18 protein-coding genes are annotated in these 19,816 nt (G+C 66.9%); 5 read left to right on the top strand and 13 right to left on the bottom strand.

Annotated features, from left to right (window positions below; translation table 11 throughout):
• Positions 1–23: 23 nt before the first annotated feature.
• From G5S35_RS25375 to G5S35_RS25360, 4 genes are all read right to left on the bottom strand, one after another.
• A complete protein-coding gene (locus tag G5S35_RS25375) occupies positions 24–1,523 on the bottom strand; it encodes a mannitol dehydrogenase family protein (protein WP_183039870.1) in 1,500 nt (499 codons plus the stop codon).
• Positions 1,520–2,263: an HAD family hydrolase gene (locus G5S35_RS25370; RefSeq protein ID WP_065061000.1), complete on the bottom strand. Its 744-nt coding sequence runs from the start codon at positions 2,261–2,263 to the stop codon at positions 1,520–1,522. Before G5S35_RS25370 ends, G5S35_RS25375 begins: the two co-directional genes overlap by 4 nt.
• A gap of 22 nt (positions 2,264–2,285) precedes the next feature.
• The gene (locus G5S35_RS25365; RefSeq protein ID WP_183039869.1) at positions 2,286–3,701 is read right to left on the bottom strand and encodes a sugar porter family MFS transporter; all 1,416 of its coding nucleotides are present in this window, start codon (positions 3,699–3,701) and stop codon (positions 2,286–2,288) included.
• Positions 3,702–4,502: 801 nt separating this feature from the next.
• A complete protein-coding gene (locus G5S35_RS25360; RefSeq protein ID WP_074982142.1) occupies positions 4,503–5,402 on the bottom strand; it encodes a LysR family transcriptional regulator in 900 nt (299 codons plus the stop codon).
• A 137-nt stretch (positions 5,403–5,539) separates the two neighbouring features.
• Here G5S35_RS25360 and G5S35_RS25355 point away from each other — a divergent pair, with 137 nt between their 5' ends.
• On the top strand, positions 5,540–6,079 hold the full coding sequence (locus G5S35_RS25355; protein WP_197520337.1) for a GlcG/HbpS family heme-binding protein: 540 nt from the start codon (positions 5,540–5,542) through the stop codon (positions 6,077–6,079).
• Positions 6,076–7,236, top strand: a complete 1,161-nt coding sequence (locus tag G5S35_RS25350) for an SMP-30/gluconolactonase/LRE family protein (protein WP_183039868.1) — start codon at positions 6,076–6,078, stop codon at positions 7,234–7,236. The genes G5S35_RS25355 and G5S35_RS25350 overlap by 4 nt, the downstream gene beginning before the upstream one ends.
• Here the strand turns inward: G5S35_RS25350 and G5S35_RS25345 are convergent.
• A complete protein-coding gene (locus G5S35_RS25345; RefSeq protein ID WP_156773767.1) occupies positions 7,228–7,728 on the bottom strand; it encodes a hypothetical protein in 501 nt (166 codons plus the stop codon). The two genes, G5S35_RS25350 and G5S35_RS25345, sit on opposite strands and share 9 nt — an antisense overlap.
• Before the next feature lie 278 nt (positions 7,729–8,006).
• On the opposite strand from G5S35_RS25345, the gene G5S35_RS25340 reads away from it, so the two are divergent.
• Positions 8,007–9,587, top strand: a complete 1,581-nt coding sequence (locus G5S35_RS25340) for a methyl-accepting chemotaxis protein (RefSeq protein ID WP_183039867.1) — start codon at positions 8,007–8,009, stop codon at positions 9,585–9,587.
• Positions 9,588–9,609: 22 nt separating this feature from the next.
• On the opposite strand, the gene G5S35_RS25335 is transcribed toward G5S35_RS25340, so the two are convergent.
• From G5S35_RS25335 to G5S35_RS25300, 8 genes are read right to left on the bottom strand one after another with little or no spacing between them, the layout of a single operon-like run.
• On the bottom strand, positions 9,610–10,377 hold the full coding sequence (locus tag G5S35_RS25335; protein ID WP_065060734.1) for an SDR family NAD(P)-dependent oxidoreductase: 768 nt from the start codon (positions 10,375–10,377) through the stop codon (positions 9,610–9,612).
• Positions 10,374–11,483, bottom strand: a complete 1,110-nt coding sequence (locus tag G5S35_RS25330; protein ID WP_074982145.1) for a glycerol dehydrogenase — start codon at positions 11,481–11,483, stop codon at positions 10,374–10,376. The genes G5S35_RS25335 and G5S35_RS25330 overlap by 4 nt, the downstream gene beginning before the upstream one ends.
• Positions 11,477–12,169: an HAD family hydrolase gene (locus G5S35_RS25325; protein ID WP_183039866.1), complete on the bottom strand. Its 693-nt coding sequence runs from the start codon at positions 12,167–12,169 to the stop codon at positions 11,477–11,479. The genes G5S35_RS25330 and G5S35_RS25325 overlap by 7 nt, the downstream gene beginning before the upstream one ends.
• A complete protein-coding gene (locus G5S35_RS25320) occupies positions 12,166–13,698 on the bottom strand; it encodes a xylulokinase (RefSeq protein WP_231957584.1) in 1,533 nt (510 codons plus the stop codon). Before G5S35_RS25320 ends, G5S35_RS25325 begins: the two co-directional genes overlap by 4 nt.
• 57 nt (positions 13,699–13,755) lie before the next feature.
• The gene (locus tag G5S35_RS25315) at positions 13,756–14,682 is read right to left on the bottom strand and encodes an MBL fold metallo-hydrolase (protein WP_202035025.1); all 927 of its coding nucleotides are present in this window, start codon (positions 14,680–14,682) and stop codon (positions 13,756–13,758) included.
• A gap of 14 nt (positions 14,683–14,696) precedes the next feature.
• Positions 14,697–15,470, bottom strand: coding sequence for an SDR family NAD(P)-dependent oxidoreductase (locus G5S35_RS25310; protein ID WP_065060730.1), 774 nt, complete (start codon positions 15,468–15,470; stop codon positions 14,697–14,699).
• 43 nt (positions 15,471–15,513) lie between these two features.
• Entirely contained in the window at positions 15,514–16,485 is a 972-nt protein-coding gene (locus tag G5S35_RS25305; RefSeq protein ID WP_183039865.1) for a shikimate dehydrogenase family protein, read from the bottom strand.
• On the bottom strand, positions 16,482–17,126 hold the full coding sequence (locus G5S35_RS25300; RefSeq protein ID WP_065060728.1) for a glucose-6-phosphate isomerase: 645 nt from the start codon (positions 17,124–17,126) through the stop codon (positions 16,482–16,484). Before G5S35_RS25300 ends, G5S35_RS25305 begins: the two co-directional genes overlap by 4 nt.
• Positions 17,127–17,294: 168 nt before the next feature.
• Between G5S35_RS25300 and G5S35_RS25295 the strand changes: the two genes are divergently transcribed.
• Together G5S35_RS25295 and G5S35_RS25290 are read left to right on the top strand one after the other, a co-directional pair.
• Positions 17,295–18,734: an FAD-binding oxidoreductase gene (locus tag G5S35_RS25295; RefSeq protein WP_176081315.1), complete on the top strand. Its 1,440-nt coding sequence runs from the start codon at positions 17,295–17,297 to the stop codon at positions 18,732–18,734.
• Between the two features lie 54 nt (positions 18,735–18,788).
• The gene (locus tag G5S35_RS25290) at positions 18,789–19,766 is read left to right on the top strand and encodes a sugar ABC transporter substrate-binding protein (RefSeq protein WP_231957583.1); all 978 of its coding nucleotides are present in this window, start codon (positions 18,789–18,791) and stop codon (positions 19,764–19,766) included.
• Positions 19,767–19,816: the final 50 nt, after the last annotated feature.

Below are 19,816 nucleotides of genomic sequence, written 5' to 3'. Positions count from 1 at the left end.
TCGCGCCGTTTAACGCGCGAATGTCAGGCTTCGCCGCTTGATTGCACGACGTCGCGAATCGCCTGGCGCGTTGCGCGCGCCGCGATCCACGCGCGCAGTTGCAGAAAACGCGCGACGAAGCGCTCGCTATGATCGAGGCCGAGTCCCACGAATGGCGACATGCGCAACATCGCCAGCGGATCGCCGCTTGCAAGCAGCGCCCAGTCTTGCGCGTCGAGGCGTGTTTCATTCACGGCAAACGCGTCGCCGCGATCGTCGGTGCCTGCGAGATATTGCTGAAAGCACGCGAGCAGCAGCGCCGCGCGCGAAATATCGCGGCCGTCGCGTTCGAGTTTCGCAATCGTCTTGCGATGAAACACCGGAATCTTCGACGCGCCGTCGTGCGCCACGCGCGCTAGTTGATCCGCGAGCGCGGCATTGCCGAAGCGTTCGATCGTGTTGTCGATGTAGGCGCCGCCATCGACGCCCGGCGGCCACGGCAGAATCGGCGCGACGTCGCGCGTCATGAAAACGCGCAACAGCGCGGCGATATCCGGATCGGCCATGCCGTCGTGCACGAGCCGATGCCCGAGCAGCAGCGCCGGATAGGCCAGCAGCATGTGCGAAGCGTTGAGCATGCGGCCTTTCATGGCCTCCCACTCCGAGACGTCGTCGCAGAGTTCGACACCCACGCGCTCGAACGGCGGACGTCCGCAGCTAAACCGATCTTCGATGACCCATTGCGTAAACGTTTCGGCGATCACAGGCGCGGCGTCGCCGGTTCGTGCGTGGGCGCGCGCCTGCATCGACGGCGTGACTTGCGGCGCAATGCGATCGACCATGCTGTTCGGAAACGTCGCGTGTTGCGCGATCCAGTTCGCGAGTTCGGGGTCGCGCGCGCCCGCGAAGGCGAGCACCGCGCGGCGAGCCGTGTCGCCGTTCTGACGCAGGTTATCGCAGGACATCACCGTGAAGGCATCGACGCCCGCGTCGTGTCGTCGGCGCAGCGCTTCGACGATGAAGCCGAACGCCGTGCGCGGCGGGCCGCCTGCGAGATCGTGCGCGATATCGGTTTCGTCGAAGCGAAAATCGCCCGTCGCTTCGTCGAAGTTGTAGCCGCCTTCGGTGATCGTGAGCGAGACGATGCGGATGGCGGGATCGGCGAGCCTGCCGAGCACCGCTTCCGGGTCGGCGGGCGCATGCAGATAGTCGATCAGCGCGCCGACGATGCGGACGTCCTCGCGTCCGTCCGGGCCGATTTCGCTGAGCGAGTAGAGGCCGTCCTGGGCGCGCAGCGCCGCGGCTTTCGCGCGTGCCGACGCGCCATTGCCGAGGCCGATGCCGCAAATGCCCCATTGCTCGGTGTCGGGCAGGTGCAGGCAGTCGTCGACGTAACGCGCCTGATGGGCGCGATGAAAGTTGCCGACGCCGATATGGGCGATGCCCGCTACGAGCGCGGCGCGGTCGTAGCCCGGCACGGCGATGTCCGCGTCGAAGTGTGCGAGCGTGGCGTTCGAGAGCGGGCGATGTGTGGTGTGTGTCATGCGTAATCCTGATGCGTGTGGGGCGCGATGTGCTGCGAGTCGCGCGAATGACCGTCGACGATCGACGCTACGATCGACGGCAACTGCGTCATGCGCTCGAACACGAGGCTCGCGCCCGCGTCGAGCAGTTTGCGGATCTGATCGCCGGGCAGATGTTTCGCGCCAGCAAAACCGAGCACGGTCATGCCGGCGGCGACGGCGGCGCGCGCGCCGGTCACGCTGTCTTCGACCACGAGGCAATGTGCGGGCGCGACGCCCACGCGATGCGCGGCGGCGAGATAGACGTCGGGCGCGGGCTTGGGATGCGCGACCTGATCGGCGGTGAACACGCGGTCGGCGAAGTGGCGGATGAGGCCCGTGCGTTGCAGCGCGCTCGACACGTAGTCGGCGTTGCTGTTGCTCGCGCAGGCTTTGCCGAGCGCGATCGCGCCGAGTGCTGCGTCGACGCCCTCGATCATGGGCGCGAGCACGGCGCCGCGACGCACGGCGTCGTCGATGCTGGCGAGGGTTTCGGCATGAATGACATGGCCGAGCGTGTCGGCGACGCGCTCCAGCAGCGGCCGCGTGCGCATGCCGAGCAAAGGCCGCACGGTATCGGCGATATCGTCGCGCTGCCAGAGCGCTTCGAGCCGCTCGACGATGATGCGTTCCGCGATGGCTTCGCTATCGATCAGCACGCCGTCGCAATCGCAGATCAGAAAGCGGGCTTGCGGCAGGCGGCCGCTCGGTGTGGCTTGCATGAGATGTCGTTCCATTTGTAAATCAGGCGCTGGCGCGCGGGGTGAAGCTGCCGTCGCGCAGCGCTCGCTCGATGTCTTCGAGGCTGCGTCCGCGCGTTTCGGGCATGACGAAGAAAATAAAGATCCACGCGAGCACGTTGAGGCTGCCGTAGACCCACATCGCGCCGCCCACGCCGAGCAGTCTGGTCATCGAAAGGGCGGTGCCGGTGAGGATCAGATTCGAGCCCCAGAGCATCGCGCTGTGCGCGCCGGCCGCCTTGTCGCGTATCGGCAGCGGATAGATTTCGGCGCCCGTGAGCCAGCCGATCACCTGGATGCCGCCCGAGTTGAAGACCATGAACACGATCAGGCAGGCGACCACCCACCATTGCTGCGCGTGGCCGGCGAGATGGAAATGCAGCACGGCGCCCAGCACGAACAGACTTGCGGCCGCGAACGGCAGCGTCGCGAGACTCAGCGCGCGGCGGCCGAGGTGGTCGATGCTGAACTTGCCGAGCAGCGTCATCGTGAGATAGGTGAGCGCCACGCCGAGCGCGGCCCAGAGCGACGCCGAGTCGCCGAAGCCCGCATCGCGCAGGAAAGTGGGCGTGTAGTAAATCATCATCTCGATGCCCGTGAGTTGCGTGAACGCGGCCACGCCCAGACCGGCGATCAGCGCGGGACGCACCCACGGTTGCGCGAGCGCGCGCCAGCCGTGCGCGCCGCCTTCGTCGTGATGCTGCTGGGCGATTTCCATCATGTCGGCGATTTCCTCACGCACCTGTTCGCGCGTGTGGCGCACCTTCGCGAGTTCGATGCGCGCATCGCGCACGCGGTCGTGCTCGACGAGCCAGCGCGGACTGCGCGGCAAACGGCTCATGCCCGCGAGCAGTAACAACGACGGCACGAGCGCCACACCGATCATCCATCGCCATGTAAACACATGCTCGCCCGCCACGCCGCCGACGATCGCGGCGAGCAGAATGCCCACGCCGATCGCGCAGTTGAAATAGGTGACGAGGCGGCCGCGCTTGTCGGGTTCCGCGAGTTCGGCGATATAGGTCGGCACGACCTGGGTCGAGCCGCCCACGGCGAGGCCGATCACGAAGCGCGAGAGCGCGAGGCACGTCACGTTCGGCGAGCATGCGGCGGCCAGCACGCCCACGGAATAGAGCGCGGAAATCATCATGATGGCGCGTCGGCGTCCTTGCGAGGCGGACAGGCGCGTGCAGGCGAGCGAGCCGATCACCGCGCCGAGCAGGATGATCGCGGCGACGAGTTCCTGGGCGCGATAGTCGAGCGAGAACTCACGCGCGATGAGCGGCAGCGCGCCGGAAATGATGCCGGTGTCGTAGCCGTAAAGTCCGCCCGCGATGGCGGCAACGGCGGCGATCAACGTCATGTAGGCATCGGGTTTCAGGCGCTGCGCGGGGGCCGAGTCGAGTGACGTGGTGCTCATACGGTGCCTCCAACGATCGACGGGCAAAGCGGCAAGACAGTAGCGTGGGTGAACATGGGCGTGGTTTCTCTGGGCGTGGCGCAGCCGCGTCCGCGCCGCCGTGCGTGTGAGAGAAGCAGCGGCGTGCGGATAGCGCGAACTGCGCGTATGGGCGTGCGTATTTATTTCGCAATGCGAATTACCGTGCAAGCACGGTGGAAATCGCATGGGCGAATCAACGCATTTCGGCGCGAATCAACGTTGAATCAGCGCGACATCACACGAATGACGGAGCGAGCAAAAAGCAAAATGCAAAATGCGGCGTCATTCAGCGGGCAGGCCGCGTGAATCGCGTGACCTCGTGCGTGATTTGTACGTGATGCGTACGTGAGCGAAACGGAGAACTCAGACGGTCGGCCGTGCGGGCGAGCAGGCAGACGGAAAGCGGCCGCAGGAAGCGGCACAGGGAGCAGTACGACGCGGTCCGCGCGAGCGCAGCGGAGCGTTGTGACGGAGATGGGTCATGGCAGTCGCCTCGTTCTGAACCCGCATGACGCGTGAGCCGGTGAGAGCCGCCGCGTAGCGCGTGTTCTTTGGGGTTGCCGCACGATCTATAGCCGCACTTTGGGGGAAGGTGCCAGTGTCTCCCCTGGCACTTCAGTTCGGGTCGCCGCCGCGGCTCGCAGGATGATCGAGCTCGCGTGCCGCATTCAACAGAACAGTATCCGTCGATTAATGTGCAGCGCAACACATTGCGCTATTGCGATCAATTGTACATCATGCGGGCAAATGCTCAAAAACATCGGGAAAATTCGCCAAACCTCACGCGCGATTGAGCGGCGCAAGACTCTCCACCAATTGATCGACGAATAAGGCCACCTTGCGCGAGCGCGAGCGATTCACCGGATGGATCGCGTAGAAACTCGCGGGTTCCGGCTCGAACGCGTCGAGCACGGTCACGAGCCGGCCATCCGCGACGTGCTGCGCGACCTCCCACCACGATTTCTGCGCGAGCCCGAGTCCCGCGAGCGCCCACGTGACCGGCAAGGTCGAACTCGTGCTCGCGAGCGCGCCCGCGATGCGCTGTCTGCGCGCTTGCTCGCCGCGTCCGAAACGCCACTCCGCGAACAGATGCGGCTGCGTATTGAACACGAGACAGCGATGCGCGGCGAGCTCTTCCGGTCGCGCGGGCGCGCCGTGCCGCACGAGATACGCGGGGCTCGCCACGACCACGCGCCGCGTATCGAAGAGATGGCGGCCGATCAGATTGGCATCGACGCTCGGACCGCCGCGAATGGCGACGTCGAACCCTTCGGCGACGATATCCGCATAACGATCGTCGAGCGTCAGATGCAGGGCGATCTCGGGATAGCGCGCGGCGAACTGCTCGATGAACGGCGCGATCCACGCGTGGCCGAGCGGATTCGGCGCGGTCACGCGCAGCGTGCCGCGCACCGCGCGCGCGCTTTCGGTCACGCGATGCTCGAGCGCGGTCAGGTCGCTGAGAATGCGCCGCGCCTCGTCGAAATAGGCTTCGCCCGCTTCGGTCAGCGACTGACGCCGCGTCGTGCGCAGCAGCAGCGGCACGCCGAGACGCTTTTCGAGCCCGCTCACGCGATCGGCGATCACCGACGACGCAAGGCCCAGACGCCGCGCCGCCGCCGAGAAACTGCCTTGCTGCACGACCTCGACAAACACTTCCAGTTCGGTAATGGCATGCATGGGATTACACGAAAAAGCCGGGAGCTGTTTCCGGGATTTAACCATTTTTCGATGCGGCGCAGCATCGGAAAATTCGTGCGTTGCAGCATTTTTCCGTTCGACGAAGGGAGGCAAGACCCGTGATGCAGGCGATTCCCATGATGCAGAAGCCGAAACGACGCGCTGCGCGGATCGCGTGCGCGGCGGCGTTGCTGTTGAGCGCGGCGTCCGCCGCGCACGCCGCGGACTCGAATCTCGTGAGCACGCAAAAGCTGCGCTGGCAAACCGCGCAGGCGCTGGCGGCGGAGGCCGTGCGCGTCTGCGCGAGCGAGGGCTATTCGGTGACGGCCACGGTGGTCGATCCCTCGGGCCATCAGCAGGCCGTGATCAAGGGCGATACGGTCCCGTTGCAGTCGTTATCGGTGTCGTATCGCAAGGCGTACACGGCGTACGCCTATGGCCTCGCGTTCGACAAGGACAGCACGAGCGCGCTGATCGCCGCAAAAGTGACGGGGCCGCTCGATGGCGCAGTGCTCGCGACCGAGCCGGAAGTGCTGTTCATTCCGGGCGGCGTGACGTTGCGCACCGCGAATCGCACGGCCATCGGCGGACTCGGCGTGTCGGGCGCACCCGGCGGCGACAAGGACGAAGCCTGCGCGCAAGCCGCCGTCGACAGGTTCAAGGGAGACTTCCATTGAAGCGCCGCGATCTGTTTGCCGCGACGGCCGGCGCGGCGCTTGCCGCCGCGTTGCCTGCGAGCGCGCGCGCCGCCGGAACCGTGTCGGGCGACAGCGCGCCTGCGGGCGCGTTCGAGATCGTCGCCGCGTTTTCCGGGGCGGGGCCGTCGGGTATCGCGGTGACGCCGTCGGGGCGCGTCTTTGTCGGCTTTCCGCGACACGCCGACAATCACCGCGAGGCCACGCTCGCCGAATTGCGCAACGGCACGCTGATTCCCTATCCGGACGCCGCGATGAGCCTGCCTTCCTCACGTCCGCCCGAGCAGCGGCTCATGTCGATCCACGGCATGACGACCGACAGCGAAGGACGCCTCTGGGCCATCGACGACGGCAAGCTCGCGGGCCAGCCGATCGCGCCGGGCGCGGCGAAGGTGCTCGGCATTGATCCGGCGACCGACCGCGTGATCGCCACGATCGTGCTGACGCCGCCCGCGATGCGCGAGGACAGCCACATGAACGATCTGCGCGTGGATCTCACGCACGGCGCGCGCGGCACGGCGTATGTCGCCGATTCGTCGTTCGGACACACGGGCGCGCTCGTGGTGGTGGACATCGCGACGGGGCGGCAGCGCCGCGTGCTCACCGCGCATCGTTCGACCCAGCCCGAAGCGGGCTTTCGCGCCGTGCTCGAAGGGCGGCCGTTGCGTTACGATGCGGCGCATCCGACTTTTCCGGTCGGTGGCGCGGACAGCATCACGCTCAGCGCGGACAGCACGCGGCTTTACTATTCGCCGCTGACGAGCCGCCGGCTCTACAGCATCGCGACCGATCTGCTGGCGAACTTCGACGCGACCGAGGCGCAACTCGCGGCCGGTGTCGTCGATCACGGCGAGAAGGTGATGACCGACGGACTCGCGACCGATGCCGCCAATCGTCTCTACCTGACGGCGGGCGAGCATGACGCGATCATGCGGCTTTCGCCCGACGGCAGCATGGACGTGGTGGTGCGCGATCCGCGTATCGTGTGGCCCGACGGCATCTTCGCGGATGCCACGCATGTCTGGTGCACGCTCGGGCAATGGAATCGATTGCCCGGTTTCAATGGCGGCAAGGATTTGCGTCAGCCGCCGTATCTGCTGATCCGCACGCCGATTGTCAGTAGCCCTGAGTTATCGTGAACGTGACGAGGAGCGCGGCCGCCACCATGCCACGGCCCTGAAACACAGCCAGTTCGCGAGCACGACGCCGATCGCGACCAGCGGCAGCGCCGAGCCGTGAATGCCCGCCGCGATCAACCCCGCTCCCGTGGCGAAGGCCGCGACGAGCGGGAGCAGGAACAGCGCGATGCCACGCGCCACCGTTGCCCAGCTCAATGCCGCGAGCAATTCGGCGCGCGTCATGCGCAGTTTGCCGACGTGCGCGATGCAGCCTGCGTAGACCGCGCCCGCGCCATAGACGCACGCGGCCAGTCCCACGCCCGCCCAATGAAACGGCGTCATGGGCGGCGCGGCGTGGTCGCTGCGAAAGTTCACCGCGAGCGCCTGCGTGACGAGCGGATCGACCGAGAGCATCAGCAGGTAACAGCTCGCCGCCGTGTACAGCACATAGCCCAGCCAGCCCGCATTGGCGCGGTCGAAAATCAGGTTCACGGGTTCGCGATACGGTCTCATGGAATCCGGTTTCTCCTGGCAACGTTGCCGATCGGCGCAATCACGTATCACGCATTACGCATCGCGCCGAGCGCACGCCCAGCGACGCTTTGTCGCTGAATCGAACGCTATTTTATCGGCCGCCTGAATTGCCGCGCATGCAATGAAGCGGGACGCAAACCTTTGCGCGCATTCATATAAAAATAAGCTTTCCAAAACCCTTCAGAAGCCCGACGCGCTGCCGTAACCACAGACGTATCCAGCACGTCCGCGGGACGCGCATTTGCCGTGGGAGGCGTATGAAGGGATTGAAGCTGTCGACTCGTCTGATTGCCGGTTTTTCGTTGCTGACGGTGTTGCTGCTCGGCGTGGCTGGCGTGGCGTTCTATGGATTGTCGCAACTGAACGACCGGCTCGACGAGATCGCGCGCGTCAACAATACCGAATCGCGGCTCGCCAATCTGTTGAAGTCGTCGATTCAGGATCGCGCGATTGCCGTGCGCAATCTCGCGTTTCTGGAGAATCGTCCGGATTTGCTGGCCGAAGTCGATCGTATCCGGAATCAGGATCGTATTTACGCCGACGCCGCGCGGCAACTGCGCGACATGTTCCGGCAGGAACCTGGCACGAGCGCGAGCGAGCGCAAACTGCTGGGCGAAGTCGATCAACTCGAAGCGCAGGCCATGCCGCCGATGAACAAGGCCATCGATCTGGCGCTCGCCAACGACATCGCGGGCGCGACCCGCACGATCATGCACGAAGCGCGGCCGCCGCAGCGCGTGTGGCTCGCGAAGGCGGTCGCGCTGGCGGAACAGGCCGACGGGGAGAACGCGAAGTCGCAGAAGTCCGCGGTCGCCACGTACGCGAGCATTCGCGTGCTGGTCGGCTCGCTGGTCGCACTGGCAGTGCTGGTCGCCATCGTCACGGCCGTGGTGCTCACGCGCAGCGTGCTGCGCCAGCTCGGCGGCGAGCCCAGCGAGGCGCAGCGCATCGCCGCCGAGATCGCGAAGGGCAATCTGCTCGTGCCGATCACGCTCGCGCGCGGCGACGAGCGCAGCCTGATGGCGTCGCTCGAAGCGATGCGCGCGCAGTTGACCCGCATCGTCATGGACATCAAGACGTCGGCGGAATCGATTGCGTCGGCGGCGGGCGAAATCGCGCAGGGCAACCTCGATCTCTCGCAACGCACCGAAGAGCAGGCCGCCTCGCTCGAACAGACTGCCGCGAGCATGGAGCAATTGACGTCGACGGTGAAGGCGAACACGGACAACGCGCGTCAGGGCAGCACGCTCGCGGGCACGGCGTCGCAGACGGCGGCGTCGGGCGGCGATGTGGTGCGCCGCGTCGTCAGCACGATGGAGGATATTTCGTCGAGTTCGTCGAAGGTGGGCGAGATCATCGCCGTGATCGAGGGCATTGCGTTTCAGACCAATATTCTCGCGCTCAATGCGGCGGTCGAGGCCGCGCGCGCGGGCGAGGAAGGGCGCGGCTTCGCGGTCGTGGCGGGCGAGGTGCGCACGCTCGCGCAGCGCAGCGCCGGGGCCGCGAAGGAAATCAAGGAACTGATCGAAACGTCGGCTTCGTTCGTGCGCAATGGTTCGGCGCTCGTGCAGGACGCGGGCCAAACCATGCACGAAGTCGTGCGTTCGGTGCAGCGCGTGACCGACATCATGGGCGAAATTACCTCGGCCTCGGTCGAGCAGACCACGGGCATCGAGCAGGTCAACACGGCGGTGACGCAGATGGACGAGGTCACGCAACAGAATGCGGCCCTCGTCGAGCAGGCGAGCGCCGCCGCGCAGGCGATGGCCGATCAGGCCGAAACGCTGCGCGCGACGGTCGCGATCTTCAAGGTGGATGGCGCGTCAGCAATTCGATGAAACCGCGCTTCAATGAAAACGCTTAGGCACCCGAAACATATCCGCCGTCGACTGGCAAGGTCGCACCGGTGATGAACGCCGCGCCCGGCGAAGCCAGAAACAGCGTGGCGCCCACGAGATCCTCGGCTTCGCCCCAGCGCTTGAGCGCGCTGCGGGCGGCGATCTTCTGCGCGGCGGCCGGCGACTCCCAGAGCGGACGCGTCATATCGGTGCGATGGTAGCCCGGCGCAATCGCGTTCACGCGCACGCCCGCTGCGCCGAACGCATGCGCGAGCGAACGCGTGAGGCCGAGCACGCCCGTCTTGCTCGCGCAATACGCGGGCACTTCGACATCGGCGAGATAGCTGAGCATCGACGCGACGTTGATCACGCAGCCTTTCGTGCGTTCGAGTTGCGGGCGTAGCGCCATCGACAGACGCATCGCCGCCGTGAGGTTCACGTCGAGCACTTCGCGAAATACGTCGTCGCGGTATTCGTCGAACGGACGCGCCACGCCCGCCGCATTCACGAGCACGTCGAGCGTTTCCGTTTGCGCCGCGAAATCCTGAATCGCCTGTGCATCGCGCACGTCGAGCTGCGCGAAGCGGATCGCAGAGAGCGTCGTGTCCGCGCGCAGCGTGTCGAGTTTCGCGGCCGAGCTGCCGGTTGCGATCACGCGCGCGCCGAGCGACGCGAAGCCGTCGGCGATCGCGAGTCCGATGCCGCTGGTCGCGCCCGATACCAGCACGGTGCGGCCGTCGAACAGGCCGGGGCGAAAGGCGTGCAGTTCCTGCTTTTGCGTCGTGATCATTCGGTATCCTGATGTTGGTGATGGAAATCGAATCGCGCGGCATACGCATCCATCGCCTTGAGCGCGGCGACGACCATCGCCGGTTCGACCGGGTAAGGTTCGTTATGGATGATCTCGCCCGCGCGGCAGGCACGCGCCGCGACAATCTCAAGCGCAGCGGTATCGGCGACATCGACGTTGATTTGATGCAGGCGCGTGGGCAGTCCGACCGCGCGGCAGAAGGCGAAAACGCGCCGACGTTCTTCGTCGGGCACCGTCGAGAGGAACAGCGAGGCGAGCACGCCGATCGCCACTTTTTCGCCGTGCAGCAGATTGTGCGACGAGGGCAGATCGGCGAGGCCATGGTGGATCGCATGCGCCGCCGCCACGCCGCCCGATTCGAAGCCGATGCCCGAGAGCAGCACGGTGGCTTCGAGCGTGGCGTCGAAGTCGGGCGTGACGAGCTGGGCGCGGCAGTCGGCGACGGCTTGCGGCGCGTGCGCGAACAGCATGTCGCGGCACAGACGGGCGGCCTCGAAGGCGAGCGCGGTGCCGCGTCCGCCGCACAGATTGCGCGCGTAGGCGCGGCGGCAGGCGTCGGCTTCGTAGTAGGTGGCCAGCGCGTCGCCGATGCCCGCGATGAAGAAGCGCGCGGGCGCGCGCACGATCACGGCGGTGTCGAGCAGCACGAGATCGGGATTGCGGCGCACGAAGCGGTCGCGGACCACGCGGCCTGCCTCGTCGTAGATCACGGCGAGCGCGCTGCACGGCGCGTCGGACGCCGCGATGGTCGGCACGCAGACGAACGGCAGGCGCAGGTCGTCGGCGGCGGCGCGGCCGGTGTCGATCACCTTGCCGCCGCCGAACGACACCACGATGTCCGCGCCGCTCGAACGGATCCAGTCGGCGGTGTCCGCGACGGCGCGCTCGGTGCAGGCGGCGTCCACCGCGCGCACTTGCAGCGCGACTTTGTCGGCGCGCGCGAGCGACGGTTCGAGCAGGCTCGCGACATTGCGGTCGACGAGACAGGCGGCGCGCGTGCCGAGCCGCGCGAGTTCGGCGTCGAGCGTGTCGAGCGCGCCCGCGCCCTGGACGTAGCGCGAGGGAAAGATACTGGTTTTCAGCATGATCGTGGCGAGGTCGAAGGTGGAAGGGAGAGGCCGAGCGCGGCGGCGAGTTCGCTGGCGCTGCGCACGAGTTGAACCTGCGGCGGGAACAGCGCGACGTGGGCTTCTTCCGCGGGCCAGCCGAGCACGCGCATGCCCGCCGCGAGCGCGGCCTGGGCGCCGGTCGGGCTGTCTTCCACGGCGACGGCGTCGCGTGCGTCCACGTCGAGCAAATATGCGGCGCGCAGATAGGACTCGGGATCGGGCTTGCCGCGGCGCACGTCGTTGGCGCTCACGGAAACGAGTTCGGGCGCTTGCAGCCCGAGCGCGTTCAGATTCGCTTCGAGCAGCATGCGTCCCGCGTTCGAGACGATCGCCTGACGCAGCCCGGCGGCCTGCGCGGCGCGCCAGACTTCCAGCGCACCGGGCCGCGGCACGAGATGCCGCGCCTCGGCCACATAATGCGCGGCGCGAAACGCCGACCAGTCCGCGAAACCGGTTTCGATGCCGAAGCGCTCTTGCACGATGCGGTGCACGGCTTTGCCGGTCTGCCCGAACATCAGCGGATGCAGTTCGTCGCCCGCGATCACGCCGTTGTGCGCGAGCGCGGCGATCAGCGTGCGCATGTGGAGCGGTTCGCTGAGCGCGAGCGTGCCGTCCATGTCCCAGAGGACCGCGCGCGGCGATGTGCCGGTGTGTGTGCTCATGCGCGTTCTCCTTGCAGCGCGTCGAGTTCGTCGTAGAACTGCTGCGCGTTCACGTAGAGCCGTTCGAACAGCGGCATCATGCGGTCGTAGAGATCGCTCGCGCGCGGGTCGGGCTGCACTTCGCGCTCGAAGCGCACGAACTTGCGCACGGCGTCGCCGAGCGTGGCGAATTGGCCCGATGCGGTCGCCGCAAGCAGCGCGCAGCCGATCACGCCGCATTCGACTTCGGCGGGCACGAGGATCGGCGTGCGATACATGCTCGCCTTGATGTCGAGCCACAGTGCGGCCTTCGCGCCGCCGCTCGCCGCCACCAGACGTTCGATCGGCACGCCTTCTGGCTGGATCATCTGCATATGGCGGCGCACGCCGAACGCCACGCCTTCGAGCACCGCGCGATGCAGATGCGCGAGTCCATGCCGCGCCGCGATGCCGAAGAACTGCGCGCGCGAATTCGGATGATCGCCGAAACGTTCGCCGGTCAGATAGGGCAGGAAAAACAGACCTTCCGCGCCGACCGGCGCTTCGGCGGCCTTGCGCGCGACGGCTTCGTACGAGAGCGTGTTTTCGTGGAACGCGCGACGCGCCCAGCGCATCGCGTCGCCACCGGAGTCGAGCAGCGTGAAGCGGCCCCACAAGCCTTCGCAGGTGGCCACGTTCGAGACTTCCGGATGCAGCATGGGCGTGTCGGCGATCACCGTGATGATCGACGAGGTGCCGGTGATATCGGAGGCGAGGCCCGGTTCGTAGACGCCCGAGCCGAGCACCGAAGCCGGATAGTCCGCCGCGCCCACCAGCACGGGCGTGCCTTCGCGCAGACCGGTCGCGGCGGCGGCGGCGCGCGTCACGTGGCCGAGCAGCGCTTGCGGCGCGCGAATCGGCGGCATCTTGCGGATGTCGAGACCGAGTTCGTCGAACATCGCCGGCGACCAGGCGCGCGTTTGCGGGTCCATCAGGAACATCATCGACGCGTCGCTCCAGTCGCACGCGCGCTCGCCGGTCAGGCGGAAGTTCACGTAGTCCTTCGGCATGAAAACGGTGGACGCGCGCGCGTAGGCGTCGGGTTCGTGATCGCGGATCCACTGGAGCTTGAACGCGGGCCACGCGGCCGTGGGCGGATTCGCGGTGCGCGCGAGGTAGTCGTGGCGTTCGTGCAGGCGGTCGGCGCTACGGTAGCGCGCGCGGAACGCGTCGACCTGCGCGGCCGAGCGCTTGTCGTTCCAGAGCGGCGCGGCGTCGCGCGTGAGTTCGCCGTCGGCGTCGATCAGCACGGTGCCGTGCATTTGCCCGCACGCGCAGATCGCCGCGATCTGCTGCGCGGCGCCGGGCTCGGCGGCGAGCACTTCGCGGATCGCCTCGACCGCGCCCGCCCACCAGTCGAGCGGGCGCTGTTCGGACCAGCCGTAGCGCGGCACGATCTGTTCGTGCTCGCGCGCGGCGAGGCGGCGGATCTTGCCGCTGGCGTCGACGAGCGCGGCGCGCACGCTGCCGGTGCCCACGTCGATCGCAAGGTAAGGGGTTGTCTCCATCATCGTTCTATGTGTTCGGGTCGCGAGGGAAGCGTGATGCCTGTCGGTCGAATCGACAGGCTAACCGCTTTGCCGTGGGTCCGTCTGTGCGTTTGCGCGGATACGCCAGGTGCATTGCGTGCGCGCGCGATAGAGCGCGAGCGCGCCGCGCTCCGCGACGATGCGCGTGTCGATCACGGCGGGATCGAGCGTGTTGAAGTCGAACAGGCCATGATGATGCGCGATCATCGCGCGCACGCCCGCATGCTTGCAGAGCGCCACGGCTTCGTCGAGCGTGAAGTTGCCCGGCACGCCGTTGCCGCTGCGTTCGTCGTCGCGGCCGTTCACGGGCAGCAGCGCGAGATGCGGCTGCAAGGCCGCCACGTTTTCATGCAGACCGTCGTACGGCACGCAGTCGCCCGAGTGATACACGCGCACGCCCGCCACGTCGATCACATAGCCGAGCCACGGATGGCGGCCCTGATCGTCCACATCGAGCGTTTCGTGCGCGGACGGCACCGGCGCGATCCGCACGCCCGGCAGCGGCTCCACGCGCTCGCCCGCATCGACGGGAATCAGGCGCGTAACATCCACGCCACAGCGCTTGACGGCTTCGTCAAGCGTGGCGGCGGGCACCACGAAACGCAGCTTCGGAAAGCGCCGGGCGAGCGGCTGGAGCGTGTCCGGGTCCATGTGGTCGGTGTGACGGTGCGTGCACAGCACGAGGTCCACGTGCTCGAAATCTTCGGGCGCGACCGGCGCGGCCATCATGCGCCGGTGCGGATAACGCGTGCCCTGATACTTGCGCGCGAGCGAATCGGAGAGATACGGATCGATCAGCAGACGCAAGCCCGCGCCCTCGATCACGAAGCCCGCCTGGCCGAGCCAGTTCAGCGCGACGCCGCCCGCGGGCGGCGCGGGCGTGAACGGCTTCGCGGCAGGCCGCGTGCGCGCCGCGAGTTGCGCGGCGAGCGGCATCTCGAAGGTATCGACGTCGATCGACAGCATGGCGGCGCTCATCGTTACCAGCACACGTAACCGCCGTCGGCGAGCACGATCGAACCGGTCATCAGGCTCGCGGCCTCGCTGGCGAGAAACAGCACCACGGAGGCGACTTCGTCGACGCGGCCGAGCCGGTTCATCGGCGTGCCGCCGACCCAGTGGCGATACATCTCCGGGTCGTCGTAGACGTACTTGTTCATTTCGGTGTCGATATACGTGGGCGCGACCGCGTTCACGCGCACGCCGCGCGCGCCCCATTCGGCGGCGAGCGAGCGCGTGAGGTGATGCACGCCCGCCTTCGACGCGTTGTAGTTCGCCTGTTCCTGCGGCCGGTTGACGACGAAACCCGACATCGAACCGACGTTCACGATGCTGCCGCCGCCGTGTTCGAGCATGCTCTTGCCGAACGCGCGGCAGCAGCGGAACACGCCGTTGAGATTCACGTCGATGACGCGGTCCCAGACTTCGTCGCTCATGGTTTCGGCGGGATGGTTCGAAATGGCGATGCCCGCGTTGTTCACGAGCACGTCCACGCGGCCGTGGCGCGCGATCACGGCGTCGTGCACGCGCTGCACGGCGGCCGCGTCGGTCACGTCGAGCCGTTCGCTTTCGACCTGCGCGCCTGCGGCCGTGAGCTTCGCGACGGCTTCGTCGAGCGCGCCCTGATGCATGTCCGTGAGCACCACGCGCGCGCCCGCTTGCGTCAGCGCTTCGGAGATGGCGAAGCCGATGCCGCGCGCGGCGCCGGTCACGACGGCGAGCTTGCCGTCGAGGCGGAATTTGTCGAGATACATCGTCGATCCTTCGGTTCAGTGTCGGTTCGGTGGTCGTTCTTGATCAGGCGAGCGGTCTGGCGGGCGCCGGCTTGCCCGCCGCGGCGGCGATGCGGCAGATTTCGTCGAAGTCCGGGCCGCGCGTCGGAATGTCGATATGAAACACCTCGGCGATCACGCGCGTCCAGCCATAAATGAAGTAGGTCCAGCCGTCCTCGACCTGCAAGGCGCGCGCGCTTTGCTGGGCGCGCGCCTGATCGAGAAACACCAGCTCGCCGCGATAGTTCAGATCCCAGGCGATGGCGCGCTCGGGAAACACGCCCGCGTTCGTGAGCGGCGAACCGGGCGCATCCTTGCCGAGCCCCGTCGCGTTGATGACGAGCGCGCCCGGCGAGAGCCGCGCGAGCACGGCGTCGTTGTCCTGCGGGAGCGGCGCGACGACGTACTCGCACGGCACGCCCAGATGCAGCTCGCGGTGAATCCGCTCGATTTCCTCCAGACGCGCCGCCGAGCGGTTCGAGACGATCACGCGCGACGGCCGGTTCGCGCCCCAGCTCGCCTGCATCAGATGCCAGGTGAGGGCGATGGTCGACCCGCCCGCGCCCATCGAAAACACTTCCGCGCCGGTGCGCGCGAAATGCTCGGGCGGCAGAAAGCCGTCGAGCGCGAGGCCGGAGGTGATCGGGTCCTTCGCGTGGCAGACGAACTTGCCGTCGCGCTTCGAAAGACAACTGGTCTCGCCCATGATGCGCGCGTGCGGATCGATCTCGTCGAAGAGATCCTCGCAGGCCGCGTACAGGTCGATCTTGTGCGTGGTCACGAGCGCGCCGAGCGACAGCGGATCGTCGCGCAGAAACTCGACGGCCTCGTGGTACGCCTCGCGGCTCGCGTGCAGCGGAAAGTCGATGCCTTTCATTTCGACGTCGCCGAGGCCGAGATGGCGCGCCCATTCCGGGAACACGCGCATGATCGAACTCTGCGCGGTGGTCACGCCGATGAAGTAGAAGGTCGGTTTGGTGGCGGCGGTGTAGCTCATCGGGCTTGCTCCGTTTCGTTGCGGCGCGCGACCAGCGCCTCGATTTCCGCGAGCGTGCGTGCGCGCCATTCGGGATTCGGCTCGCTGCGCCAGCCGCGCTCTTTGTCCTCGACGATGCGCAGGCGCATGCCGTTCGAGCGCTCGATGATTTCGTAGTCCTGGCCCGAATCGGCCGGATAGCAGAACAGCATCACGAAGTCGCCCTGACCGAGATTGACCGAGCGGTGAATCCAGCGCGGCGGCACGTAGCAGACGGTGTTCGCGCGGATCTCCACGATGCGCGTTTCGCCGTCGGGCGCTTCCATCAGCATCAGGCCGTGGCCTTTGAGGCCGAAATACAGCTCCGGGCGGTCGATGTTCGCGTGGATGTGTCCGCGCGTCATGAAGAACTCCTTGCCCACCTTGCCCGCGCTCATGCGCGTCACGCCCGTGATGAGGTCGCCCGGCTCCGCGTTGGGCCGATGGTCGGTGACTTCGTAGACGACTTCGTCCGCGCGCGCGGCGGCCAGCGCGTCGAACGCGGCGGCGTCGGCGTACAGACCGGCGAGATCGCCAAGCCGTTTCTGATAGTGCGAATCCGTACCGGTCATCAGACCCGTCTCCAGATTCACGTCGAACGAACGGGGTTCCGGCCATTGCATGGTGCTTCTCTCCCTGAAAGTGTGTCGATGCCAAAACGTTAGTATTGGTGATGATATAGTTTGTGAAACAAACGAACACTCGGGTTTTCACTAGGGTTAAACGTGTGTTTTGCAAATATAATGGCAGCAACACTATCGTTAATGCATCTCGGGTAGGAGGCAGATCCCATGCAAGATCAGGCTGAAGAAGCGCGCCGCGAGGCAGTGGTCGCGGCATTGCGCGAGGCGCTCGGCGCCGCCGTGGTCAGCCTGCCGGCCGACTTCGCCGGCCGCCGTCACGCCGACTCCAGCCGCATGCCGTGCGCGGAGCCCATCGCGCTGCTGCGGCCGCGCACGACCGAACAGGTATCGAAGGCGTTGAGCATCTGTCACGCGCACCATCAGCCGGTGGTCACGCAGGGCGGCCTCACGGGGCTCGCGGGCGGCGCGTGCATGCTGGGCGGCGAAGTGGCGCTGAGTCTCGAACTGATGAACGCGATCGAGGAAATCGATCCGGTCAGCGCGACCATGACCGTGCAGGCGGGCACGCCGTTGCAGACCGTGCAGGAAGCCGCCGACGCGGCCGGTTTCATGTTCCCGCTCGACCTCGGCGCGCGCGGCAGCGCGACGATCGGCGGCAATCTGGGCACCAATGCGGGCGGCAACCGCGTGATCCGCTACGGGATGATGCGCGAGCAGGCGCTCGACGTCGAAGCCGTGCTCGCGGACGGCAGCGTGGTCGGCGGCCTGCGCAAGATGATCAAGAACAACACGGGCTACGACCTGCGCGATCTGCTGATCGGCAGCGAAGGCACGCTCGGCGTCATGACGCGCGCCGTTCTGCGGCTGCGGCCCAAACCGCGCGCCGTCTCGACCGCGTGGTGCGGTCTGCCCGACTACGACAGCGTGACCACGCTGCTGCGGCTCGCGCAGGAACGCCTGCCCGCGGGCGTATCCGCTTTCGAGGTGATGTGGCCGGGTTATTACGATTTCGTGCTGTCGCGCCTGCCGGAACTGCGCGCGCCGCTCGAAGGCCGTCACGCGTTCTACGTGTTGCTCGAAAGCAGCGGCGCGGATCCGCAGAGCCAGAACGACGTCTTCGAAGCCTTCCTCGCCGACATGCTCGAAGCCGGCACGCTGAGCGACGCCGCACTGGCCGCCAACGAGGCGCACGCCGCCGCGTTCTGGGCGATCCGCGATGCGCCCGGCGAATACGGCCGCTTTATTCCTGGCCGCGTGTCGTTCGACGTGAGCTTTTCGGTCGCGCAGGTCGGACTCGCGGCGCAGCGCTGCGAAGCGCGTCTGCGCGAACACTGGCCCAACGCGACAATCCTCATCTACGGCCATCTCGGCGACGGCAATCTGCACATCGTCGTGCACGAGCCGGACTGGCCCGCGAGCGCCGCCGCCGAGGTCAAGCGCGTGGTCTATGGCGTGACGGGCGAGCTGGGCGGCTCGGTGTCGGCGGAGCACGGCATCGGCACCAAGAAGCTCGAGGTGCTCGCGCTCTCGCGCACGCCCGCCGAACTCGCCGCGATGCGCGCGGTGAAGGCCGCGCTCGATCCGCGCGGCATCCTGAATCCTGGCAAGTTGTTCCTTGAGTCAACGCCCACGATGCAGTTGAAGTAGCGCCGGCGCGTTCGTGCCGGTTCAATACGTGACACACCTAAAAGAGGAGGAGACATGTCGCGTCTCATGCAGAAGTTGCTGTGCGTAGCCGCGTTCGCCACGGCGGGCATTCTGGCCGCAGCCCCGGCGTTCGCCGCCGACAAGATCAAGGTCGGCATTTCGATGAAGGTGCTCAACGCGCCGTATTTCGCCGCGGCGATGGAGTCGGCCAAGGCGCGCGCGACCGAACTGGGCGCGGACGTCATCGTCGCCGATGCGCAGGGCAAGATGGGCAAGCAGATTTCGGACGTCGAGGATCTCGTCACGCGCGGCGTCAAAGTGCTGCTGATCGATCCCGCCGATCCGGAAGCGCTGGTGGGCGCCGTCAACGCCGCAAGCGCGGCGGGCGTGAAGGTGGTCGTGTTCGACAGCACGCTCAACGAGAAGGCCAATTACCTGACGCTCGTGCAGTCGTCGAACAGCCAGAACGGCGCGCTGGTGGGCCGCTGGGTCGTCGACAACATGGGCGACAAGCCGCTGAAGATCGCGCTGATTTCCGGTGAGAAAGGCAATCCGGTTGGCCGCGAACGCCGCGACGGCGTGCTCTCGGGCATCGTCGAGGCGCAGCTCGAAAAGACCGGCAAGTCGAATCTGCAGATCGTCGGCCAGGGCTGGGGCAACTGGTCCGATGAAGGCGGGCTGAAGGCGATGGAGGATCTGCTGGTCGCCAACAAGGACATCAACATGGTCCTGAGCGAGAACGACAGCATGCTGCTCGGCGCGCGCCGCGCGATCCAGAGCGCGAACCGCGACGGCATCACGCTGGTCGCGGCCGCCGACGGCCAGAAGGAAGCGCTCGCGCTGATCAAGCAGGGCAAGTACGGCGTGACCGCGCTCAACGATCCGGCGCTCGTCGCGCGCACCGCGGTCGATATCGGCATGAAGGCCGCGAAGGGCCAGGCCGTGAATGTGCCGAAGGTCTCGTACACGCCGCCGGTCGCCATCTCGAAGAGCAACGTCGACAAGTACTACAACCCGAAGGCGATTTTCTAAGGCGTTTCGTTCGCCGGCTTTTTTCGACGTATGCGCGCGCCCGCCGGACG

Source organism: Paraburkholderia tropica (genome assembly GCF_014171495.1).
Taxonomy (GTDB): Bacteria; Pseudomonadota; Gammaproteobacteria; order Burkholderiales; family Burkholderiaceae; genus Paraburkholderia; species Paraburkholderia tropica.
This window is presented reverse-complemented; position numbering and strand designations above follow the sequence as displayed.